Source organism: Robiginitalea aestuariiviva (assembly GCF_029537735.1).
GTDB classification, from domain to species: Bacteria; Bacteroidota; Bacteroidia; order Flavobacteriales; family Flavobacteriaceae; genus Robiginitalea; species Robiginitalea aestuariiviva.
Genome location: NZ_JARPUQ010000002.1, coordinates 248,471 through 266,076 on the forward strand (window position 1 = coordinate 248,471; position 17,606 = coordinate 266,076).

Below are 17,606 nucleotides of genomic sequence, written 5' to 3' on the forward strand. Positions count from 1 at the left end.
TCCGTGTGGAAATGTTGCCGCCAGGCGAAAGTGGGCGTTTGGTCTGGGGGTCACCCCCTTCCCCCGGTTAAAAGTTAAGGGGTAGTTCTTAAATCTTCTTTCAGCTTAAAAATTCTCGTGGATACCATCCTCAAACCCCGTCCGTAAAGCACGCCTTGCCTGGGGAAAGCAGCTTGCAGGGGCAATTCAATTCCCAGGCGCGAAAAGCCCGTACGCCAAAAATCAGGGTACCGGGTCATAGCCGGAACCGCCCCAGGGGTTGCAGCTCAGGATGCGTTTCAACGCCAGCCACCCGCCCTTAAAAACCCCGTGTTTGCGAAGGGCCGTAACGGTATATTCCGAACAGGTAGGGGTGTAGCGGCAGGTAGGCGGGGTAAGGGGCGAAATATAGCGTTGGTAGAACCGGACCAGGCCGATGAGGACACGCGACGGGAAGGCAGGTTTGGGAGGAGTCATGGCGAATAAAATCCCTCTAAGGTACGCCATTTGGAAAGGTTTTCCGAACCATACTGAGAGAGGAAAGCCGCCACGGCCGCTGGTACTAACGGAATCCAAGGGACGCAGATTCCCAAAACAACCAAACTAAGTAACGAAATTGCGGATGGCGTGACGGCTTTAATTTCCTCTTTCCAGTAGTTAATGGTATCGAATAAGTCTCGTGTTTATGTGTGCTTTCAGGTATGTGAAAACCGATTGACACCGGACACACACCACATCCCTAAATTAGGCGAAGAGGTTTCAAAGGGGTTGCAATATGCTGCCATAAGTGTGACCGATCCTATCACGAATCAGAATTTTCTGTATCTTGGAGTCATATACACTTGCGTTTCTTTTACCAAATCCTTGCTATGCAATTGCCACCCGAATTCCTGGAAACCCGTAAACTCCAAACCCTGGTCGAGAATCAGACCAGTTATACCTTTAAGGATGCCATCCTCCATATCTTCGAAACCTATGAGCGCGCCAGCCAGGTACAGGTGTCTTTTGAGCTGCCTGCCCTGCTCAGTATGATTGAAGGCCGAAAAACCGTCTTTTTAAGGGATTACGAACGCTTTCCCTTCCTGCCCGGGGAGACCCTGATCATTCCCAAAGGGGAACCGCTTACCATCGACTTCCCGGATGCCAGTATGACGCGCCCGGCCCGGTGCATGACCATAGAGATCGAACAGGCGAAGATTGGGGAGGTGCTCCTCTGGATGGACCGGAAGATGCCCCGGCCGGATGGGGAAGCCTGGGCCTTCCCCGGGGGCAACTTCCACTTCGTAAACGACCGGGCCTTCCATCAGATCCTGCAGCGGTTTTTATTCTTGCTCACCGAAGAGCACCCCAATCGGGAGTTATTCCTGGATAATATGCTGCAGGAGCTCATTGTGCGCATTGCACAGGCTCAGGAACAGCCCCACTATCGTCTGGGGTTTGTGCGTCTGCAGGAAGGGAGCCGGCTCACCGGCACAGTGCGCTATATCCAGCGCAATCTGGGGGAAAACCTGGACGTTCCGGCCCTGAGTGAAATGGCGTGTATGAGTGCTTCCCATTTTCACCGGGTCTTCCGGCAGGAGCTTGGGGTTTCGCCGGTGGAGTTTATCCGGAATGAGCGGTTGCGACTGGCCATGAGTTTATTGCAAAATCCCAAGGTGAGTATCAAGGAGGTCTACCTGAGAAGCGGCTTTGAAAGCCGGTCCTATTTTAACCGGGCATTCAAGAAGAAATACCACCTCACCCCGGGGGCCTACCGGAAGAAATACGTAACGCGGAGTTTGTGACTAATAGGTAAAGGAGGTGCCGTCCTTGCCGTCCTTCAATTGAATGCCCAGGTCTGTAAGGGCATCCCGGATCTGGTCGGCGGTGCCGTAATCCTTGTTGGCGCGGGCCTGGTTGCGCAGGTCCACCAGCAGTTCCAGGGTGCCGTCCAGTTTTCCCGTATCCCCGGATGCACCACGGGCTTTTTCCAGCCCCAGTACCTCATATACAAAGGCATCCAGGGTTTCCCCCAGGAGTTGCAGGTCGGCTGCATTAAGGTGCTGGCGTCCTTCCCGGATTTGGTGGATCCATTTTACGGCCTCAAACAGCTGTGCAATGAGTACCGGGCTGTTGAAATCGTCATTCATGGCATCATAGCACCGCTGCCTCCAGGCAGCCACGTCCAGGTCGCTGGCCTTGGCGGTGGGCAGGGTGGGCAGCAATTCCAGGGCGTCCATCAGGCGGTGATATCCCTTTTCGGCGGCCAGCAGGGCATCATCGCTAAGGTCCAGGATGCTGGTGTAATGGGCCTGCATCATAAAGAAGCGTACCACGGTTGGGGCAAAGGCCTTGCTCAGGATGGGGTTGTCCCCGCTGAAGATCTCATGCGGCAGGAGGTTGTTGCCGGTAGACTTGGCCATCTTGCGCCCATTCAGGGTCAGCATATTGGCGTGCAGCCAGTACCGTACCGGGGGCTTGTCATTGCTGGCTTCGGCCTGGGCAATTTCGCACTCGTGGTGGGGGAATTTCAGGTCCATCCCGCCCCCGTGTATATCGAAAGTTTCCCCCAGGTATTTGGTGCTCATTACCGTACACTCCAGGTGCCAGCCCGGAAAACCTTCACCCCAGGGGGAAGGCCAGCGCATGATGTGCTGGGGCTCCGCTTTTTTCCAAAGGGCAAAATCCTGCGGGTTGTTTTTTTCGTCCTGGGCGGTAAGCTCCCGGGTATTGGCAATCATGTCTTCCAGCTTGCGGCCGCTTAGCTTGCCGTACTCGTAATCCTCATTGAATTTCAGGACGTCAAAATACACCGAGCCGTTTTTCTCGTAGGCGTACCCCTTGTCCATGATCACCTTGATGATCTCGATCTGCTCCACAATGTGGCCTGTGGCCGTGGGTTCAATGCTGGGGGGGAGCAGGTTGAATTTCTGAAGGGTGTTGTGGAAATCCACGGTATAGCGCTGTACTACCTCCATGGGTTCAATCTTCTCCAGGCGCGCTTTCTTGGAAATCTTGTCTTCCCCCTGGTCGGCGTCGTCTTCCAGGTGGCCGGCATCGGTGATGTTGCGCACATAGCGCACTTTATAGCCCAGATGCTGCAGGTAACGGAAAATCAGGTCGAAGGACATAAAGGTCCGGCAATTTCCGAGGTGGACGTTGCTGTACACGGTAGGGCCGCAGACGTACATGCCCACATGGCCTTCGTGAAGGGGGGTAAAAACTTCTTTTTCCCCGCTCAGGGAATTTTGTAACCTCAGGGTTTGCTCCGTATACAATGCCATGGGCCTGTGCTTAGAATTCAGTCTCCAGGTTGATGTAATCCAGGAATTCGCGGCGGACGGCTTCTTCCTTGAAGCGCCCCCCATATTCGGCTGTTACCGTGCTGCTGTCTACATCGCGGATGCCGCGGGAATTCACGCAAAGGTGCTTTGCGTCAATCACGCAGGCCACGTCCTGCGTGCCCAGCACCTTTTGCAATTCCCGTACGATCTGGATGTTCATCCGTTCCTGTACCTGGGGCCTTTTGGCGTAGTAATCGACAATCCGGTTCATTTTGGACAACCCCACTACTGAGCCGTTCGAAATATAGGCGATATGGGCCCGGCCCACGATGGGCAGCAGGTGGTGTTCGCAGGTGCTGTATACCGTGATGTTTTTTTCCACCAGCATTTCGCCGTATTTGTACTTGTTGCTAAAGGTGGAAGACTTGGGCCTGCGGTCCGGGTGGAGCCCGCCGAAAATCTCACGGACAAACATCTTGGCAACCCGGTTGGGGGTGCCTTTCAGGCTGTCGTCGTCCAGGTCCATCCCCAGGGTCAGGAGGATGTCGCGCACATTGCTGCTGATGCGTTCGATTTTTTCTTCGTCGCTCAGCACGAAGGCATCGGGCCGGAGCGGTGTTTGCTCCGAGCTCGAAATGTGGTCGTCCCCGTAGAGGTCCTGAGAGGATTCCAGGGCAGAATCGGTATGAGCCATTTCGCTACTTTTCAAGTGGCAAAGATATACATAAAATAGCACTTAATGGCCCGAAGCCCGGGGTACACAACATAAATTCGTGTTAAGGCAAAGGCGCGTTTTACCTTTAGGGGAACCCATGGTTAACATGCGTATACCTAAGCCGATTGACCTCTTGCTAGCCGGCAGCCTATGGCTGTGCGGGGCGGTGCTTTGTGCCCAGGTGGCCCCGGACTGCGGGCAGGCGGTGCCTATATGCAGCAATACCCCGGTAAACGGGGGGACTACCGGTTATGGGATAGACGATTTCGGGGGCGCAGCAGCCTCCGGGTGCCTGGAACGAACCACCAGCGGGTACATCGAATCCAATTCGGCCTGGTACCGCTTCCGTACCGGGGCTTCGGGCCAGTTGGGCTTTAACATCGCCTTTGACGCCTCGGAAGACTGGGATTTTGCCCTGTATCGGGCATCGGATTGCAATACCCTGGGGGATCCGGTGCGATGCAACTTTTACGACAACCAGGAGGGAGCCAGCTATATGGGGGTAGGGGAAGACCCTACCGGCAATACGGAGAGTTATCAATACGAACCCTGGCTGGACGTGCAGGCCGGGGAGGACTACTACCTGCTGATCAACAACTTCAGTAATACCAATTCCGGGTTTTCCATTCAGTTTTCCGGCCAGATCTTTACGGATGCCCCGAATACGGCCCTGGATTGCTCCATAGTAAGCAACCTGCTGGGCCCGCCCGTGGCTGCTTGCCAGGGGGATACGGTGCCCCTGGATGCTTTTACGCCCACAGCTACGGCCTATGCCTGGTTCCTGGATGCCGGTTCCGGATTTTTGCCGTTGTCCGGGGAAACCAACCCGACACTTAACGCCACCCAGGCAGGGATGTATCGCGTACAGGTGTTTATGCCGGACGGATCCCAAATCATCAGCGATGTACAGGTGGGCTTCAGCCCCGTGCCCTATACCAACCCCCTTGCGGATCTTTTCTATTGTGACCAGGGGCAGGGTCTTAACCTGCACCAGTTGGATGCGGCTGCCCTGGGGGTGCAGGCGCCTTCCGAATTCCGCGTCAGTTATTACACCGATCCGTCAGATGCCGGGGCAGACCGCAACCCGCTGCCGGGGCTATGGGAGCCTGCGGCAGGGATGTATACCGTCTACGTCCGCACCACCTCGCTGGCCAATCCTATTTGCTATGATGTTTCCGTGTCCTTTCAGGTAACCAGCGCAGCCCAACCCTTGCTGGATTTTCCGGAAGAAGCTTTTATCTGCGGCGATGGCACCGCTGTGACCATAGGCCAGGCCACGGCCGAACCCGGGGTGGAATACCTCTGGGACCACGGGCCTACAGGCCCGGAAGTGCAGGTCAATGCCCCCGGCACCTATACCCTGACCGCCAGGGCGGGCGGCAGCGGGTCAGGATGCGAAACGGTGCGCAGCGTTCAGGTACAGGTCTCCACGCCCCCGGGGATAGGTTCCATCCTCCTGGAAGATGTGCAGGCCAACAACCGCATTACGGTGGTGCCGGTGGCGGAAGGAGATTTTCGCTATGCCCTGGATAACGGTCCGTTTCAGGAATCCCCCGTCTTTGAAGGGGTGACCCCGGGTACCCATCAGCTTACTATGCGCGACGCCCTGGGTTGCGGACAGGTCACAGAAACGATTACCGTGGTGGGTTTCCTTCCCTTTTTTACCCCCAATGGGGATGGCATCAACGACCTGTGGCATGTGCAGGGGCTGGAGCAGCTGGAAGCCCCTGTGGTTTTTATTTTCGACCGTTTCGGGAAGCTCCTCAAACAGTTGGACCAATCGAGCCCCGGCTGGGACGGTACCTTTAACGGGGTTAACCTGCCCGACAGTGATTACTGGTTCCGCCTGGAGTATACGGACCCCCGGGGGCAACGGATACAAGACCAGTTCCTGCAGGCCCATTTTGCCCTGAAACGCTGATTCCGGCAGGGTTTGCGGTTGGTCGAAATCCCTTCCGAAATTCCGGATAGAACATACTAAACCCAGGGGCTTCGAGTTATAGTAAGAGTAAAAAAGCACCCTGCTTTCCATGAAGTACGCCGTTTTGTTCTTTTTGGGCTGGTTGTTGCCCTTGCAACTGCTCCAAGCTCAGAATGCCCCGGATTGCCGTTCGGCTATCCCGGTTTGTGCGGATACCGTCATTACCACTTTTGCTGACGGGGGTGGGGATATAGACGACTTTGACCCGGATGTGATCCGGCAATCGGGCTGTCTGGAGAAGGGGTCTATTTCTTCGGCCAATATTGAACACAATACCTCCTGGTTTGTCTTTCGCGCGGGTACCGGGGGGCAGATCGGTTTCGATATTGAAGCCCTGAGCGATACGGCTGAGTGGGACTTTGCCCTGTATGGCCCGGATGTGGACTGTGGCTCCATTAGCAATGGAACCGCCCAACCCATTCGCTGCAATTATGAGGTAAATGATACCCGTTATACGGGGATAGGGGTAAACCCGGAGAACGGGCAGGTAGGCCAGCCCTTCGTGAAGGGGAGCCAGAATACTTACGACGAGTTCCTGGAGGTGCAGCCCGGGGAACTGTATTACCTGCTGATCAATAATTACAACACCAATTTTGACGGGGACCCGGAGCCCTTTTCCCTCACCTTTACCGGGAATTCGGTTAACCAGGACCAGAATACGGCCCTGGACTGTTCCCTGAGGGATGAATTTCTGGGGTTGGACATTGTGGCCTGCGAAGGGGACCCGGACATTACCCTGTCTGCCCTGAATTCCCCGGCCGGCCCGGATATTGCCAACGTGACCTGGATTGTGGATTACGAGGACGACGGGGTGGTGGACGCCATCCTGGCCAGTGGCCCGGCCCAAACTGAATGGGTGGTTTCCAGCCCGGATTCCGGCCGGTACTTTGTGGAGATTGAAACCAACCAGGCTACGATCATCACAGATGATGTCCTGATTACCTTTTACGGCCCCCCTGTGCTGGATCGGATTGACGTGCTGGAGGACCTTTCCGACAGCAATACCATAGAAATCTTTATGCAGGGGGACGGGGATTACGAATACGCCATTAACGGAGGCCCATTCCAGGATTCCCCCATTTTTACAGATGTTCCCCCGGGCCAGAATACGCTGGTCGTAAATGATACCAATGGCTGCGGCACCACAGAGCCCATTCCCTTCCTGATGGTGGGCTACCCCAAATTCTTTACTCCCAATGCCGACGGCATTCACGATACCTGGCATATCCTGGGGATCGAAACCCTGACCGACCCGGTGGTTTTTATCTTTGACCGGTATGGGAAACTCCTCAAACAAATCGACGAGACCAGCCTGGGGTGGGACGGCACCTTTAATGGCCGCCCCATGCCATCTTCGGATTACTGGTTCCGCCTGGAATACGAGCGGGACGAAGACGGGATTCTGGTGGCAAATCTGGTGCGTACGCACTTTACGCTGAAGCGGTAAGATGTTCCTTAAGGGACCCACCCGCCCGCCCGGCAACAATTTCGCTCATAGCCCTGCAATCCCATTGCGGCAGGGCATAAAAAAAGCCCCTGCAAAAGGGGCTTTTCTTCTTGTATAGGGGAAGCCTAAAAGTTCAGCGAATAACTCAGGGTCAGGTAATTCCGGATTCGATTAATCAGGGCGTCGTTCAGCCCCCCGTCGTAAAGCGCCTCGCTCACGTCCTGCTCGGTACGGGTGTAGGCCAGGTCCAGGCGGTTGGGTCCCCAGCTATACCCGATACCACCGGAATAACCCTGCAGGTCCCCCCAGGCACTGTTATTCTGGTAGGGGCTCTGGCGGAAGCGGTACCCGCCCCTCAGGCTCACCTGCTCAATGCGGTATTCCCCGCCCAGCCGAAAGCCGGAGGCCCCGCCCAGTTCCTGGGAAATAAACTCGTTTTCGGAGCTAAAGGACGGGTCGGATGTAGGCCTGAGCTGCGCCTTGGAGAAATCCTGATAGTCGTAATCAAAACTCACCAGGCCCTGTTTTCCAAAGACCAGGGCAACTGAACCGGTCCACTTGCCCGGGGTTTTTACAGTGTAGTCCTCAAAGAGGTTGACCACCCCAAAATCGATGTTGGTGATATTTGGGTTTTTGTCCGCAAAGTCGGTATTGGCCCGCTGGGCAAAATCATCCGCCAGGTTATACCAGGTGGGGGATTGGTAGCTGCCGCCCACCCGTACATTGTCATTGACACGGGCAATAGCCCCCAGGCTGAAGGATACTCCGGAGCCTTCTGTATGCAAGAAACTGTCGAAGGTGGAGGATTGTATGGCCGAACCGGCATCGTACCCGGTCTCATCCATGAAGGTTACACGTTCGTACAACACGGAATGCAGGTTCACAGAGGCGCCCAGGAAGAGGTTGTCTTCGTACTGGCCCGAAAAATTCACCGTAAAGCGGCTGTCATATCCGTTAGTCTGCTGCAGGTAATCCTGATTTACCGTAGCATAGGAAGCGTTCGAGAAATATTGGGTATTGCCATCGTCGTCCGGGTTTACCGGGTCAATAAACCCGGCCTGGAAGCCCAGGAAGGCCTGCTGATCTGCAAACCCCAGGCTGGACCCGATATCGAAATAGGCGTCTACAATGCTCTCGCCCTGTTGGACGCGCAGGGGCCCCAGGGGCACCCCCTGAGCAAAATTCAGGAAATAATTGTCTAATCCAACGCCCGTGGTCCCCACCACGCGGAATTCGTCATCAAAATTCTGGACCAGGTCGTAGTTCAGGGCCAGGGCCAGTTTTTTCCATCCGGACCCACCCAGGCTATTGAAGACAAAAACGCCCCCCACCTGGTTGAGTTCCACTCCACTAAAATTGGTGGCTGTTCCGTAACCGGAGAAACCGGCCCGGTTATCCCGGTTGTAGTGCCCCCCCGTTACGCTAAGGAAGCCGTTTTTGAAAACCGCAGAGCCGGCTGGGTTAATATTCAGGGCAGACAGGTCTCCGCCCAGGGCGCCAAAAGCGCCACCCATGGCCTGGAAACGGGCTGTGCCCATGGTTTCGTCCAGGCTGTAGCGAAGGGCATCCCCAATGGTTTGGGCACTGGCCCCTGCGCATAACCCGAGCAGGATGAAAGTGAAAATACGTTTCATAGAATAGGGTTTAAGTCCGAAAAGATTTTAGGCTGGATTAGCCGTTGGAACGCCCGCTGCGACCGCCGGAAGACCGTCCGCCACTACTGCGGCTGCCGCCCCCGCTGCTGCGCATACTGCCGCCTGAAGACCTGCCGCCGCCCCCGCTGCTGCGGAAGGAACCGGAAGACCTGCTGCTGCCGCCGCTGCTGCGGAAGGAGCCTGAAGACCTGCTGCTGCCGCCGCTGCTGCGATAGGAACCTGAGGAGCCTGAACTGCCCCGGTAACTGCCTGCAGACCGGGAGTTGCCGCGGTATACGCCACTACTTCTGCTGCCGCTGTATGAGCGGGAACTGCCGCTATAGGATCTGGTGGCGCGGCTGTTGCCGGAATAGGTGCGGTTTGAACTGCTCCGGTTCGGGGTTCCGTAGTTGCCGTAAGTGCGGTTACTGCTGCGGGAGGCCGAATTGTTGTAGCCCCGGTAGCTCCGGTTACTATACGACGGGCTGGTCCTGGAGCTCCTGCTGGAGCGATAGGCCTGGTTCCGGGCTACGGCATCGGAGTTGATCCGGCTACGGCTGTAACGGGAGGTAGCGTTGCGGTTGCTCCGAATACCTGTGTTAGACCGTCCGCTGTTGGTGCGGTATCTGGAATTGGTAATGTTGCTCCGGGCTGCCGTATACCGAATGCCCTGAGGGTTCAGGTTGCTGCGGGTATAATACCCGCGACGGCCAATGTTATATCCGGTGGCATACCCACGGTATCCGACATAGGGAGAATTCCAGCCCCAGCCGTAGTAGGGGTTATTCCAGCCCCATCCGTAGTTCCATGCCCAGCTGTTCCAACCCCAGTTGTTCCAACCCCAGCTGTTCCAACCCCAGTTACCCCAGCCCCAAAAGCCGGTTCTCCATGGGCGATACCATCCCCAACTGTTATACGGGTAATTCCATCCCCAGGGGTCGTACCATCCCCAGGTACCCCAGCCCCAGCCAGGATTGTTGTAAAAATTAATGGAGACGTTCTGCCCGCTGTCTCCCCATCCGGGGTAGCCGGCATAGTCGTTGTTGTAGTTGTTGAAGTAATCATCCGGGTTGCCGATCAGGCTGTCCCGCGCCATGGCCAGACTATCCTGGTACATCCGAATACTATCTTGTGCCGTACTGGAATATCCTTCGATGTCCGTAAAAACGTCGTCTTCCATGATCCGGTCCAGTTCCTGAGCGCGCTGGGCGAAATAATCCTGGTAAAAGGCATTGTCCTGGTTACGGGCCGGACGTTGCGCAGGCGCCTGGTAAGGACGTGCCGCTACCCGTTCGGTTCGGGGGGTATCGTCGGTGGCGTAAATGCCGTCGCGGTCGTAGTAGGAAGCCTGCTGGTAGGATCCACAGGAGGCGGTCAGGACCGCAAGCAGCCCGATCAACGGGGTAAACCGGAATTTCGGGAGGGGTGTGCTTGGATTCATGGCTGCAATTTTATTGTTGAACATACTAAAAATAGTTAGCTTTGGCGAATGATTTCCGTTAATATTTGCACAAGATTTGTGCCAAACTAGGGTGAATGGGAAAAAATCTAACGAAGCGCAGCGAAGACTATTCGAAATGGTATAACGAACTGGTCGTGAAAGCCGACCTGGCCGAAAACTCCGGTGTCCGCGGATGCATGGTGATCAAGCCCTATGGTTTTGCCATATGGGAAAAGATGCAGGCAGGCCTGGATAAGATGTTCAAGGATACGGGGCACCAGAATGCCTATTTTCCCTTGTTTATCCCGAAATCTTACCTGAGTAAGGAAGCCAGCCACGTAGAGGGTTTTGCCAAGGAATGTGCCGTTGTAACCCATTACCGCCTTAAGAATGCCGAGGACGGCAGTGGGATTGTGGTGGATGAAGACGCCAAGCTGGAAGAGGAGCTCATTGTGCGGCCTACCTCCGAAACCATTATCTGGGATACCTACCGCAAATGGATACAGTCCTACCGGGATCTGCCCCTGCTGATTAACCAGTGGGCCAATGTGGTGCGCTGGGAGATGCGGACGCGCCTGTTCCTCCGGACAGCCGAATTCCTCTGGCAGGAAGGGCATACCGCCCACGCCACCGAGGCAGAGGCCATTGCGGAGGCCGAAACCATCCTGGACATTTACGCCACCTTTGCTGAAGAACACATGGGCGTTCCGGTGATCCGCGGAACCAAGACCCCGGGCGAACGGTTTGCCGGGGCTGTGGAAACCTATTGTATCGAAGCGCTAATGCAGGACGGCAAAGCCTTACAAGCCGGGACATCCCACTTCCTGGGCCAGAATTTTGCCAAGGCTTTTGACGTGATGTTCGACAACAAGGAAGGCAAGCAGGATTATGTTTGGGCCACCTCCTGGGGCGTATCTACCCGCCTGATGGGCGCGCTGATCATGACCCACAGCGACGATAACGGCCTGGTGCTGCCCCCCATGCTGGCCCCTATACAGGTGGTGATTGTACCTATCTACCGCGGGGAGGAGCAACTGGAAACCCTGCGTGAAAAAATCAATCCCATTGCCAAAAGCCTCCGGGCCCGTGGCATTTCCGTGAAATTCGACGACCGGGACACCCACAAACCCGGGTTTAAGTTTAACGAATATGAGCTAAAGGGCGTTCCCGTACGCCTTGCGGTAGGGCCCAGGGACCTGGAAAACGGTACCCTTGAAGTGGCCCGCCGCGATACCCTGACCAAGGAAGTGGTGCCAATGGAGGGGATCGAAGCCCATGTAGAGGGCTTGCTGAAAGAGATCCAGGAGAATATATTTGAAAAAGCCCGCGCCTTCCGCGATGCCAACATCACCGAGGTGGATACCTATGAAGAGTTCAAGGCGGTGATTAAAGGGAAGGGTGGTTTTGTGAGCGCCCACTGGGACGGCACCCCCGAAACCGAAGAACGGATCAAGGAGGAGACCAAGGCCACCATCCGCTGCATTCCCCTGGACCCACAACCCGATCCGGGATCCTGCGTGCGCACGGGTAAACCCTCTCCTTACCGGGTACTTTTTGCGAAGGCTTATTAAGTGCGAAAAAATCGTTTGTACCTGTTGTTAGGGAAAAAAATAATTGTATTTTTGCAGGCGCCTAAATGGGAGGTGGGGTAACCCCTTCTCAGGTATGGCCCGTTCGTCTAGGGGTTAGGACGCCAGGTTTTCATCCTGGTAGCAGGGGTTCGAATCCCCTACGGGCTACAAGAATAACGGAGGATGCCAAACGGGCATCCGGAATTGAAATAACGGCCCGTTCGTCTAGGGGTTAGGACGCCAGGTTTTCATCCTGGTAGCAGGGGTTCGAATCCCCTACGGGCTACTAAGAATTGATTATACAGGAATCCGGGATTAATTGAGGAATCACCCGGTCTTTAAGTAAACAAATATGGCAAATCACAAGTCCGCACTGAAGAGAATCCGCAGAAACGAAGCCGTACGCCTGCGCAACCGTTACCAGCATAAAACCACGCGTAATGCTATCAAAAAGCTGCGTAATGAGACCGACAAGAAAAAGGCCGAAGCACTGCTGCCTTCCGTTGTGGGAATGATCGATAAGCTGGCCAAGCGCAATATCATCCACAGCAACAAGGCTTCCAACCTGAAGAGCAAGTTGATGAAACAGGTGGCCCACCTGTAAGCGCATTATTTGATATATAGAAAACCCGGCAGGTCATGCCGGGTTTTTTTATGTCCGATTCCCGGGTTACAGCCCGGGATTTTTCATGCGGTGTAACCTTAACAGTCCGATCAGGAAACAGCCGTACATAAAAAGGATCAATCCCAGATGCAGGGGCCGGATCAGTTCCGGCATACTAAACATCTCCAGATTGGCTACCGAAGCGCGAATGTATTTGATCGGGAGGTACCCTATATAAAAGACCAGGATCCCCAGGCTAATCCACACCAGCAGGTTGCCATGCAGCGGGATGCGTTGCCGCAACCGGAATTGCTGACGCAGGTAGGCCCAGGCCAAAACGATCATCAGAATTCCCCCTACGGTATAGGCATACAACTGGCTAAAGACCCGGAAATCTTCCAGAAAGGCATTCACCACGCTGCTTGCCAGAAAGAGCACCAGCCCTGCGCGGGCTGCTTTCTTCCACCCCGGAGCCGAGAGATACAGGCTGTAGACGTATCCGAAATACACGAAAAAGATCAGGTTATAGATGTTGAAAATCAACCAGTTGTTGTTGTAATAGAATTCGGAGAGGTTGATGCTGAAATTATTATCGTCCCGGATAATGGTCCCCATAACTTCAGTGAGCAGGGTATACATGAGCAGGATGGGCAGGTACCTCAAGGGGGTGTCGTAATACCTGGGATACTTCCACAGGGACGCTACCACCACCAGGAGGTACAGGAGCAGGAAAGGCTCCTGCCAGATGACTGCTAGGGACCCGCTTGGCATGAGCGCTTAATTATAAGGAGGTGGGGCGGAAGAGCCTTCGTTCAGGATCAGGCTGCCATCACCCTGCATCAGGAGGTTGAAGGCCGGGAGAAAACCGGCTTCTTCCCGTTGCTGGGTTTGTTGTTCTTTAGGATTGGTAGGTCTGAGATCCATACTCAGGTATCCCACCTGCCCGTTGTTGATATACAGGCCCCATTGTTCATTGCTCTGGGGGTCTGCCTTCACTGCGGGTACCAGCATCACGGTATTCTGGCGGGGGTGCATAGGCCCGGGGTTGGCTGCATTGTTGCCAAAATAGACCCGCAGGCTGGTGATATCTGCATTCACCTTGCCGGCTTCCTGTTCAATGTAGGCGATATAGTCCTTCAGGGTCTTATAGTCGAAGGCCACATAGCGGGCTGCGGTAAAGGGTTTTTCGGCTTCCATGGCCAGGTTTACGGAATCTTCGTATTTCCGGATGATGGGAACCCGGCGGGCGCTGTAGCGCCGGTAGGACTGCTGTGCCTGGTTCAGGGGAATAATGGTAGAAGGACGGGTTGCTTCCGTTTGTGCGGTTTGGGATTCCTGCTCCCCGTTTTTTCCGCCTTGTTGCCCGCAGCCGGACAACAAAAGGCTGCCGCTAAGCAGGGCAGCGCTAAGGATTACACTACGTTTCATAGGTGTAGATTTAAGGTTTAGAAGGTTATTGAACCGGGGAACGTACGTTAAAAGTAACATATTAATCCGTTTCCTTTCCCGCCAGGGGTGCATAAGGGGTGTCTGGAAAATAAAAAACCCGGCCACAGGGGCCGGGTTTATATTGCCTTAAGGAGGCGTTTTAATCGTTCATGGTCATGAGGAATTCCTCGTTGGAACGCGTCTGTTTGATGCGCTGCTCCAGGAATTCCATGGCTTCGATGGGGTTCATGTCCGCCAGGTATTTCCTCAAGATCCACATGCGCTGCAGGGTTTGCTCGTCCAGCAGCAGGTCGTCCCGGCGGGTACTGGAGGCCACCAGGTCGATGGCCGGGAAAATCCGGCGGTTTGCAATGCGTCGATCCAGTTGGAGTTCCATGTTGCCTGTACCTTTAAATTCCTCGAAGATCACCTCGTCCATTTTGGATCCGGTTTCGGTCAGGGCCGTGGCGATAATGGTCAGGGAACCACCGTTTTCGATGTTACGGGCCGCCCCGAAGAACCGTTTGGGTTTATGCAGGGCATTGGCATCCACACCCCCGCTCAAGACCTTCCCGGAGGCAGGCTGTACGGTGTTGTAGGCCCGTGCCAGACGGGTAATACTATCCAGCAGAATCACTACGTCGTGCCCGCATTCGGTCAGGCGCTTGGCCTTGTCGATCACAATATTGGCCACCCGTACGTGTTCGGAAGCTTCCTTGTCGAAGGTGGAGGCCACCACTTCCCCGCGTACGTTCCGCTGCATGTCGGTTACCTCTTCCGGGCGTTCGTCAATCAGCAAGATAATCTGGTATACCTCGGGGTGGTTGGCAGCAATGCCATTGGCAATGTCTTTCAGCAACATGGTTTTACCCGTTTTGGGCTGGGCCACGATCATCCCGCGCTGTCCTTTTCCGATGGGGGAGAACAGGTCGATAATGCGCGTGGAAATGTTACTGGATTTATCTGCCAGCTTGAATTTTTCCTTGGGAAACAAGGGGGTGAGGTGCTCAAAGGCCACGCGGTCCCGCACCACGGCCGGGTCCAGGCCATTAATCTTGTTCACCTTGATCAGCGGGAAATACTTTTCCCCTTCCTTCGGGGGGCGTACATTCCCCAAAACGGTGTCTCCGGATTTCAGGCCAAAAAGGCGAATCTGGGACTGGGAAACGTAAATATCGTCCGGGGAAGAGAGGTAATTGTAGTCCGAGGAACGCAGGAAGCCGTAGCCGTCGGACATGATGTCCAGTACGCCTTCACTCGCAATAATACTGTCGAATTCGTACTCCGGCTGCTTGTACTTGTTCTTCTGGTTGGAATCGAAATTGCCGTTCTTTTTATCGGCGTGTTGTTCTTTCTTGTGCGGTTTGCGCTTCTGGTGATCGGTACTTCCGGAATCCTTGCGCTGATGGGAACGGTCGTCTTTTTTCGGGCCGCGGTCGTCCTTGCGGGTGTTGCGGTCGTCTCGTTTCTGACTCCGGTCGTCCTCTTTTTTCGGGCTGCGGTTGCCTTCCTTGTTCTGGGAAGCCCCGGCCTCTTCGCGGGTATCCTTGTTGTCTTCGCCGTTTTGCTTGTGCCGCTGTTGTGTGTTGCGGTTGCTCGGGCGGCCCCGGCCGCGCTGGGGTTTGTTGTCTTTGCTGTCCTGCTCGAGCTTTTGCGGCTCGGACTCGCCGCTCTCCTTGATTTGTTCGCGTACTGCAGCAGGGTTGCTGGCCTGCAGGTCCAGGATTTGGTACACCAGGTCCAGTTTTTTCAGGGTGCGGTATTTCGGGACATTCAATTCTTTAGCAATGTCCTGAAGTTCAGGCAATTTCTTTGCCTTTAATTCGGAAATCTCAAACATGAAATGTTAGATAATACGTGTTAGAAGTAAGGCTGTGTGTTTCAGGGTCGGTCTTTAAACCAGTAAACTTGAAGAAATGTTATCGGGATAGCGCGTGGGAACGGAAACGCCCGTTTTTGGCAAGTGCTGCAACTAATAACGGTACAAGTATACGAATAAATTTCGAATTTGCTTTCGGGCACATGCTTAATTTTGGGGTGCAATCCTTTTGAAACCACCCGGTTGCGGCTGCCGGGACTAAAATGCGCGTAAGGGGTTGGGCGGTCCGCCTTTTTCTCATTATTTTTGCTTTCCGATTTTGGATAAATGATTCAGCGCATTCAAACCGTATACCTCCTGTTGGTGGCCCTGGCTGCCGGGGTCCTGCCGTTCTGGCTGGCCCTCTGGACCGACGCTTCCGGCGCCCCGGTTTACGCCAAACAAGAGCTGCTTATCTCTGCCGGCTTTTATGCCTCGGCCCTGTTGGCAGTACTTGCGGTGTTGCGCTATAAAGACCGTAAACAACAGTTCGTATTGAATCGCTTCAATATGCTGCTGCACCTTTTTATACTAGGATTTTTCGTGTATCGCTCCCTAAGTTTATCCGGAGAGGCGGGTGCCTCAGAGAAGGGTATTGGGATGCTCATTCCTGTTTTTTCTATCGTGTTTTTAGTGCTGGCCAATAAGGCCATTAAAAAGGATGAGGACCTCGTAAAATCTGTGGACCGATTGCGATAAGCCTTATATCTTAGTAGTATTAGTGCGATGAACCCCGGCCCAGGCCGGGGTTCTTGCATGAAAGGAATCTGCTTTTTCTTGTGCGTATATACAGAAATGTAAGAATGGATTTCAGTTGGGGACTGGTTTACACTGTAGTTGCCCCTCCAGAGCAACACAGGGAAATCTGAAGCCTTTTATCTTTGTGCAAATATAGAATTGGTATGACCCGCATCCTCCTGCTCTCCGATACCCATGGCCATATAGACGATCGTATCCTGGAATACGCCAGGCAGGCCGACGAGGTCTGGCATGCGGGGGATATCGGCACCCTGGAGGTGGCTGATGCCCTTGCAGCGATTAAGCCGCTGCGGGCGGTTTACGGGAATATTGACGGGCACCGGATCCGGCAGGAGTATCCGCTGGACCTGCGCTTTCGCTGCGAGAATGTGAGCGTTTGGATCACCCACATTGGGGGGTATCCCGGGCGATATGAAAAACGGGTGCGGGAGGCCTTTGAACAGTCGCGCCCGCGCCTGTTTATCTGCGGGCACTCCCACATCCTGAAGGTGATGTTCGACAAAAAGCACAACCTCCTGCACATGAACCCGGGTGCCGCCGGGAAACAGGGATTCCATAAGGTACGAACCATGCTGCGGTTTGCCGTAGACGGCTCGGATATCCAGGACCTGGAAGTAGTGGAATTAGGGCAAAGAGGATGAAGAAAAGGGTCTGCCGGCCTGTAGGGCTCGTTTTTACATTATGGGGAAACACCCCCCGGCTACCCCCGCGGTGAATACAGGCGTTGAATCGGCAAGGCATTTTCAGGATTTTCAGTCCCGGATTTTTTTATTCGCTACCATAAAGGGGAACCACCCCCTGCTACCCCAGTAGCCAAGATAGTCCTGCAACCTGCAATTCCTTTTCAGGCCAAACCTGGGGTAAAAAGCAAATTAGGGTCGGCTCCATAAAGGGGAACCACCCCCTGCTACCCCCACGGTCAAAAT

At 54.7% G+C, this 17,606-nt stretch carries 15 protein-coding genes and 2 tRNA genes; 9 read left to right on the forward strand and 8 right to left on the reverse strand.

What is annotated here, in order from left to right; translation table 11 throughout:
- Nucleotides 1-222: 222 nt before the first annotated feature.
- A complete protein-coding gene (gene yidD, locus OZ410_RS07810; protein ID WP_277708350.1) occupies nucleotides 223-456 on the reverse strand; it encodes a membrane protein insertion efficiency factor YidD in 234 nt (77 codons plus the stop codon).
- A gap of 392 nt (nucleotides 457-848) precedes the next feature.
- On the opposite strand from yidD, the gene OZ410_RS07815 reads away from it, so the two are divergent.
- The gene (locus tag OZ410_RS07815) at nucleotides 849-1,763 is read left to right on the forward strand and encodes an AraC family transcriptional regulator (RefSeq protein ID WP_277707393.1); all 915 of its coding nucleotides are present in this window, start codon (nucleotides 849-851) and stop codon (nucleotides 1,761-1,763) included.
- Here the strand turns inward: OZ410_RS07815 and cysS are convergent, their stop codons facing one another.
- On the reverse strand, nucleotides 1,764-3,242 hold the full coding sequence (cysS, locus tag OZ410_RS07820) for a cysteine--tRNA ligase (RefSeq protein ID WP_277707394.1): 1,479 nt from the start codon (nucleotides 3,240-3,242) through the stop codon (nucleotides 1,764-1,766).
- A 10-nt stretch (nucleotides 3,243-3,252) separates the two neighbouring features.
- Entirely contained in the window at nucleotides 3,253-3,936 is a 684-nt protein-coding gene (gene folE / locus OZ410_RS07825; protein WP_277707395.1) for a GTP cyclohydrolase I FolE, read from the reverse strand.
- A gap of 127 nt (nucleotides 3,937-4,063) precedes the next feature.
- Between folE and OZ410_RS07830 the strand changes: the two genes are divergently transcribed.
- A complete protein-coding gene (locus OZ410_RS07830) occupies nucleotides 4,064-5,878 on the forward strand; it encodes a T9SS type B sorting domain-containing protein (protein ID WP_277707396.1) in 1,815 nt (604 codons plus the stop codon).
- A gap of 109 nt (nucleotides 5,879-5,987) precedes the next feature.
- Complete coding sequence (locus tag OZ410_RS07835; RefSeq protein ID WP_277707398.1) at nucleotides 5,988-7,385, forward strand: T9SS type B sorting domain-containing protein; 1,398 nt, start codon at nucleotides 5,988-5,990, stop codon at nucleotides 7,383-7,385.
- A 125-nt stretch (nucleotides 7,386-7,510) separates the two neighbouring features.
- Here OZ410_RS07835 and OZ410_RS07840 read toward each other — a convergent pair whose 3' ends face one another.
- Nucleotides 7,511-9,019 (reverse strand): OmpP1/FadL family transporter, encoded by a 1,509-nt coding sequence (locus tag OZ410_RS07840; RefSeq protein WP_277707399.1) that lies wholly within the window; start codon nucleotides 9,017-9,019, stop codon nucleotides 7,511-7,513.
- Nucleotides 9,020-9,056: 37 nt separating this feature from the next.
- Nucleotides 9,057-10,460, reverse strand: a complete 1,404-nt coding sequence (locus OZ410_RS07845) for a hypothetical protein (protein ID WP_277707400.1) — start codon at nucleotides 10,458-10,460, stop codon at nucleotides 9,057-9,059.
- Nucleotides 10,461-10,555: 95 nt separating this feature from the next.
- Between OZ410_RS07845 and proS the strand changes: the two genes are divergently transcribed.
- The 4 genes from proS (at nucleotide 10,556) to rpsT (ending at nucleotide 12,635) form a co-directional block, all read left to right on the forward strand.
- Entirely contained in the window at nucleotides 10,556-12,031 is a 1,476-nt protein-coding gene (gene proS / locus OZ410_RS07850; protein WP_277707401.1) for a proline--tRNA ligase, read from the forward strand.
- 96 nt (nucleotides 12,032-12,127) lie between these two features.
- Nucleotides 12,128-12,199: transfer RNA gene (locus OZ410_RS07855), tRNA-Glu, on the forward strand.
- Between the two features lie 46 nt (nucleotides 12,200-12,245).
- Nucleotides 12,246-12,317 (forward strand) — tRNA-Glu (locus OZ410_RS07860).
- A 66-nt stretch (nucleotides 12,318-12,383) separates the two neighbouring features.
- Nucleotides 12,384-12,635 carry a 30S ribosomal protein S20 gene (rpsT, locus tag OZ410_RS07865; protein ID WP_277707402.1) on the forward strand — a complete coding sequence of 84 codons (252 nt, stop codon included), beginning with the start codon at nucleotides 12,384-12,386 and terminating at the stop codon, nucleotides 12,633-12,635.
- Between the two features lie 66 nt (nucleotides 12,636-12,701).
- Here the strand turns inward: rpsT and OZ410_RS07870 are convergent, their stop codons facing one another.
- The 3 genes from OZ410_RS07870 to rho all read right to left on the reverse strand — a co-directional run bounded on the left by OZ410_RS07870 (nucleotide 12,702) and on the right by rho (nucleotide 15,903).
- Entirely contained in the window at nucleotides 12,702-13,406 is a 705-nt protein-coding gene (locus tag OZ410_RS07870) for a hypothetical protein (protein ID WP_277707403.1), read from the reverse strand.
- Between the two features lie 6 nt (nucleotides 13,407-13,412).
- Nucleotides 13,413-14,063, reverse strand: a complete 651-nt coding sequence (locus OZ410_RS07875) for a hypothetical protein (protein WP_277707404.1) — start codon at nucleotides 14,061-14,063, stop codon at nucleotides 13,413-13,415.
- A 160-nt stretch (nucleotides 14,064-14,223) separates the two neighbouring features.
- Nucleotides 14,224-15,903, reverse strand: coding sequence for a transcription termination factor Rho (rho, locus tag OZ410_RS07880; protein WP_277707405.1), 1,680 nt, complete (start codon nucleotides 15,901-15,903; stop codon nucleotides 14,224-14,226).
- Between the two features lie 306 nt (nucleotides 15,904-16,209).
- On the opposite strand from rho, the gene OZ410_RS07885 reads away from it, so the two are divergent.
- Complete coding sequence (locus OZ410_RS07885; protein WP_277707406.1) at nucleotides 16,210-16,620, forward strand: DUF4293 domain-containing protein; 411 nt, start codon at nucleotides 16,210-16,212, stop codon at nucleotides 16,618-16,620.
- A gap of 203 nt (nucleotides 16,621-16,823) precedes the next feature.
- Entirely contained in the window at nucleotides 16,824-17,321 is a 498-nt protein-coding gene (locus tag OZ410_RS07890; protein WP_277707407.1) for a metallophosphoesterase family protein, read from the forward strand.
- Nucleotides 17,322-17,606: the final 285 nt, after the last annotated feature.

Coding starts and splice junctions, on each gene's coding strand:
- OZ410_RS07830 (WP_277707396.1), top strand. CDS start 4,064: ATGCGTATACCTAAGCCGATTGACCTCTTGCTAGCCGGCAGCCTATGG.
- OZ410_RS07815 (WP_277707393.1), top strand. CDS start 849: ATGCAATTGCCACCCGAATTCCTGGAAACCCGTAAACTCCAAACCCTG.
- OZ410_RS07840 (WP_277707399.1), bottom strand. CDS start 9,019: ATGAAACGTATTTTCACTTTCATCCTGCTCGGGTTATGCGCAGGGGCC.
- OZ410_RS07835 (WP_277707398.1), top strand. CDS start 5,988: ATGAAGTACGCCGTTTTGTTCTTTTTGGGCTGGTTGTTGCCCTTGCAA.
- OZ410_RS07845 (WP_277707400.1), bottom strand. CDS start 10,460: ATGAATCCAAGCACACCCCTCCCGAAATTCCGGTTTACCCCGTTGATC.
- rho (WP_277707405.1), bottom strand. CDS start 15,903: ATGTTTGAGATTTCCGAATTAAAGGCAAAGAAATTGCCTGAACTTCAG.
- rpsT (WP_277707402.1), top strand. CDS start 12,384: ATGGCAAATCACAAGTCCGCACTGAAGAGAATCCGCAGAAACGAAGCC.
- proS (WP_277707401.1), top strand. CDS start 10,556: ATGGGAAAAAATCTAACGAAGCGCAGCGAAGACTATTCGAAATGGTAT.
- OZ410_RS07890 (WP_277707407.1), top strand. CDS start 16,824: ATGACCCGCATCCTCCTGCTCTCCGATACCCATGGCCATATAGACGAT.
- yidD (WP_277708350.1), bottom strand. CDS start 456: ATGACTCCTCCCAAACCTGCCTTCCCGTCGCGTGTCCTCATCGGCCTG.
- folE (WP_277707395.1), bottom strand. CDS start 3,936: ATGGCTCATACCGATTCTGCCCTGGAATCCTCTCAGGACCTCTACGGG.
- OZ410_RS07870 (WP_277707403.1), bottom strand. CDS start 13,406: ATGCCAAGCGGGTCCCTAGCAGTCATCTGGCAGGAGCCTTTCCTGCTC.
- OZ410_RS07875 (WP_277707404.1), bottom strand. CDS start 14,063: ATGAAACGTAGTGTAATCCTTAGCGCTGCCCTGCTTAGCGGCAGCCTT.
- OZ410_RS07885 (WP_277707406.1), top strand. CDS start 16,210: ATGATTCAGCGCATTCAAACCGTATACCTCCTGTTGGTGGCCCTGGCT.
- cysS (WP_277707394.1), bottom strand. CDS start 3,242: ATGGCATTGTATACGGAGCAAACCCTGAGGTTACAAAATTCCCTGAGC.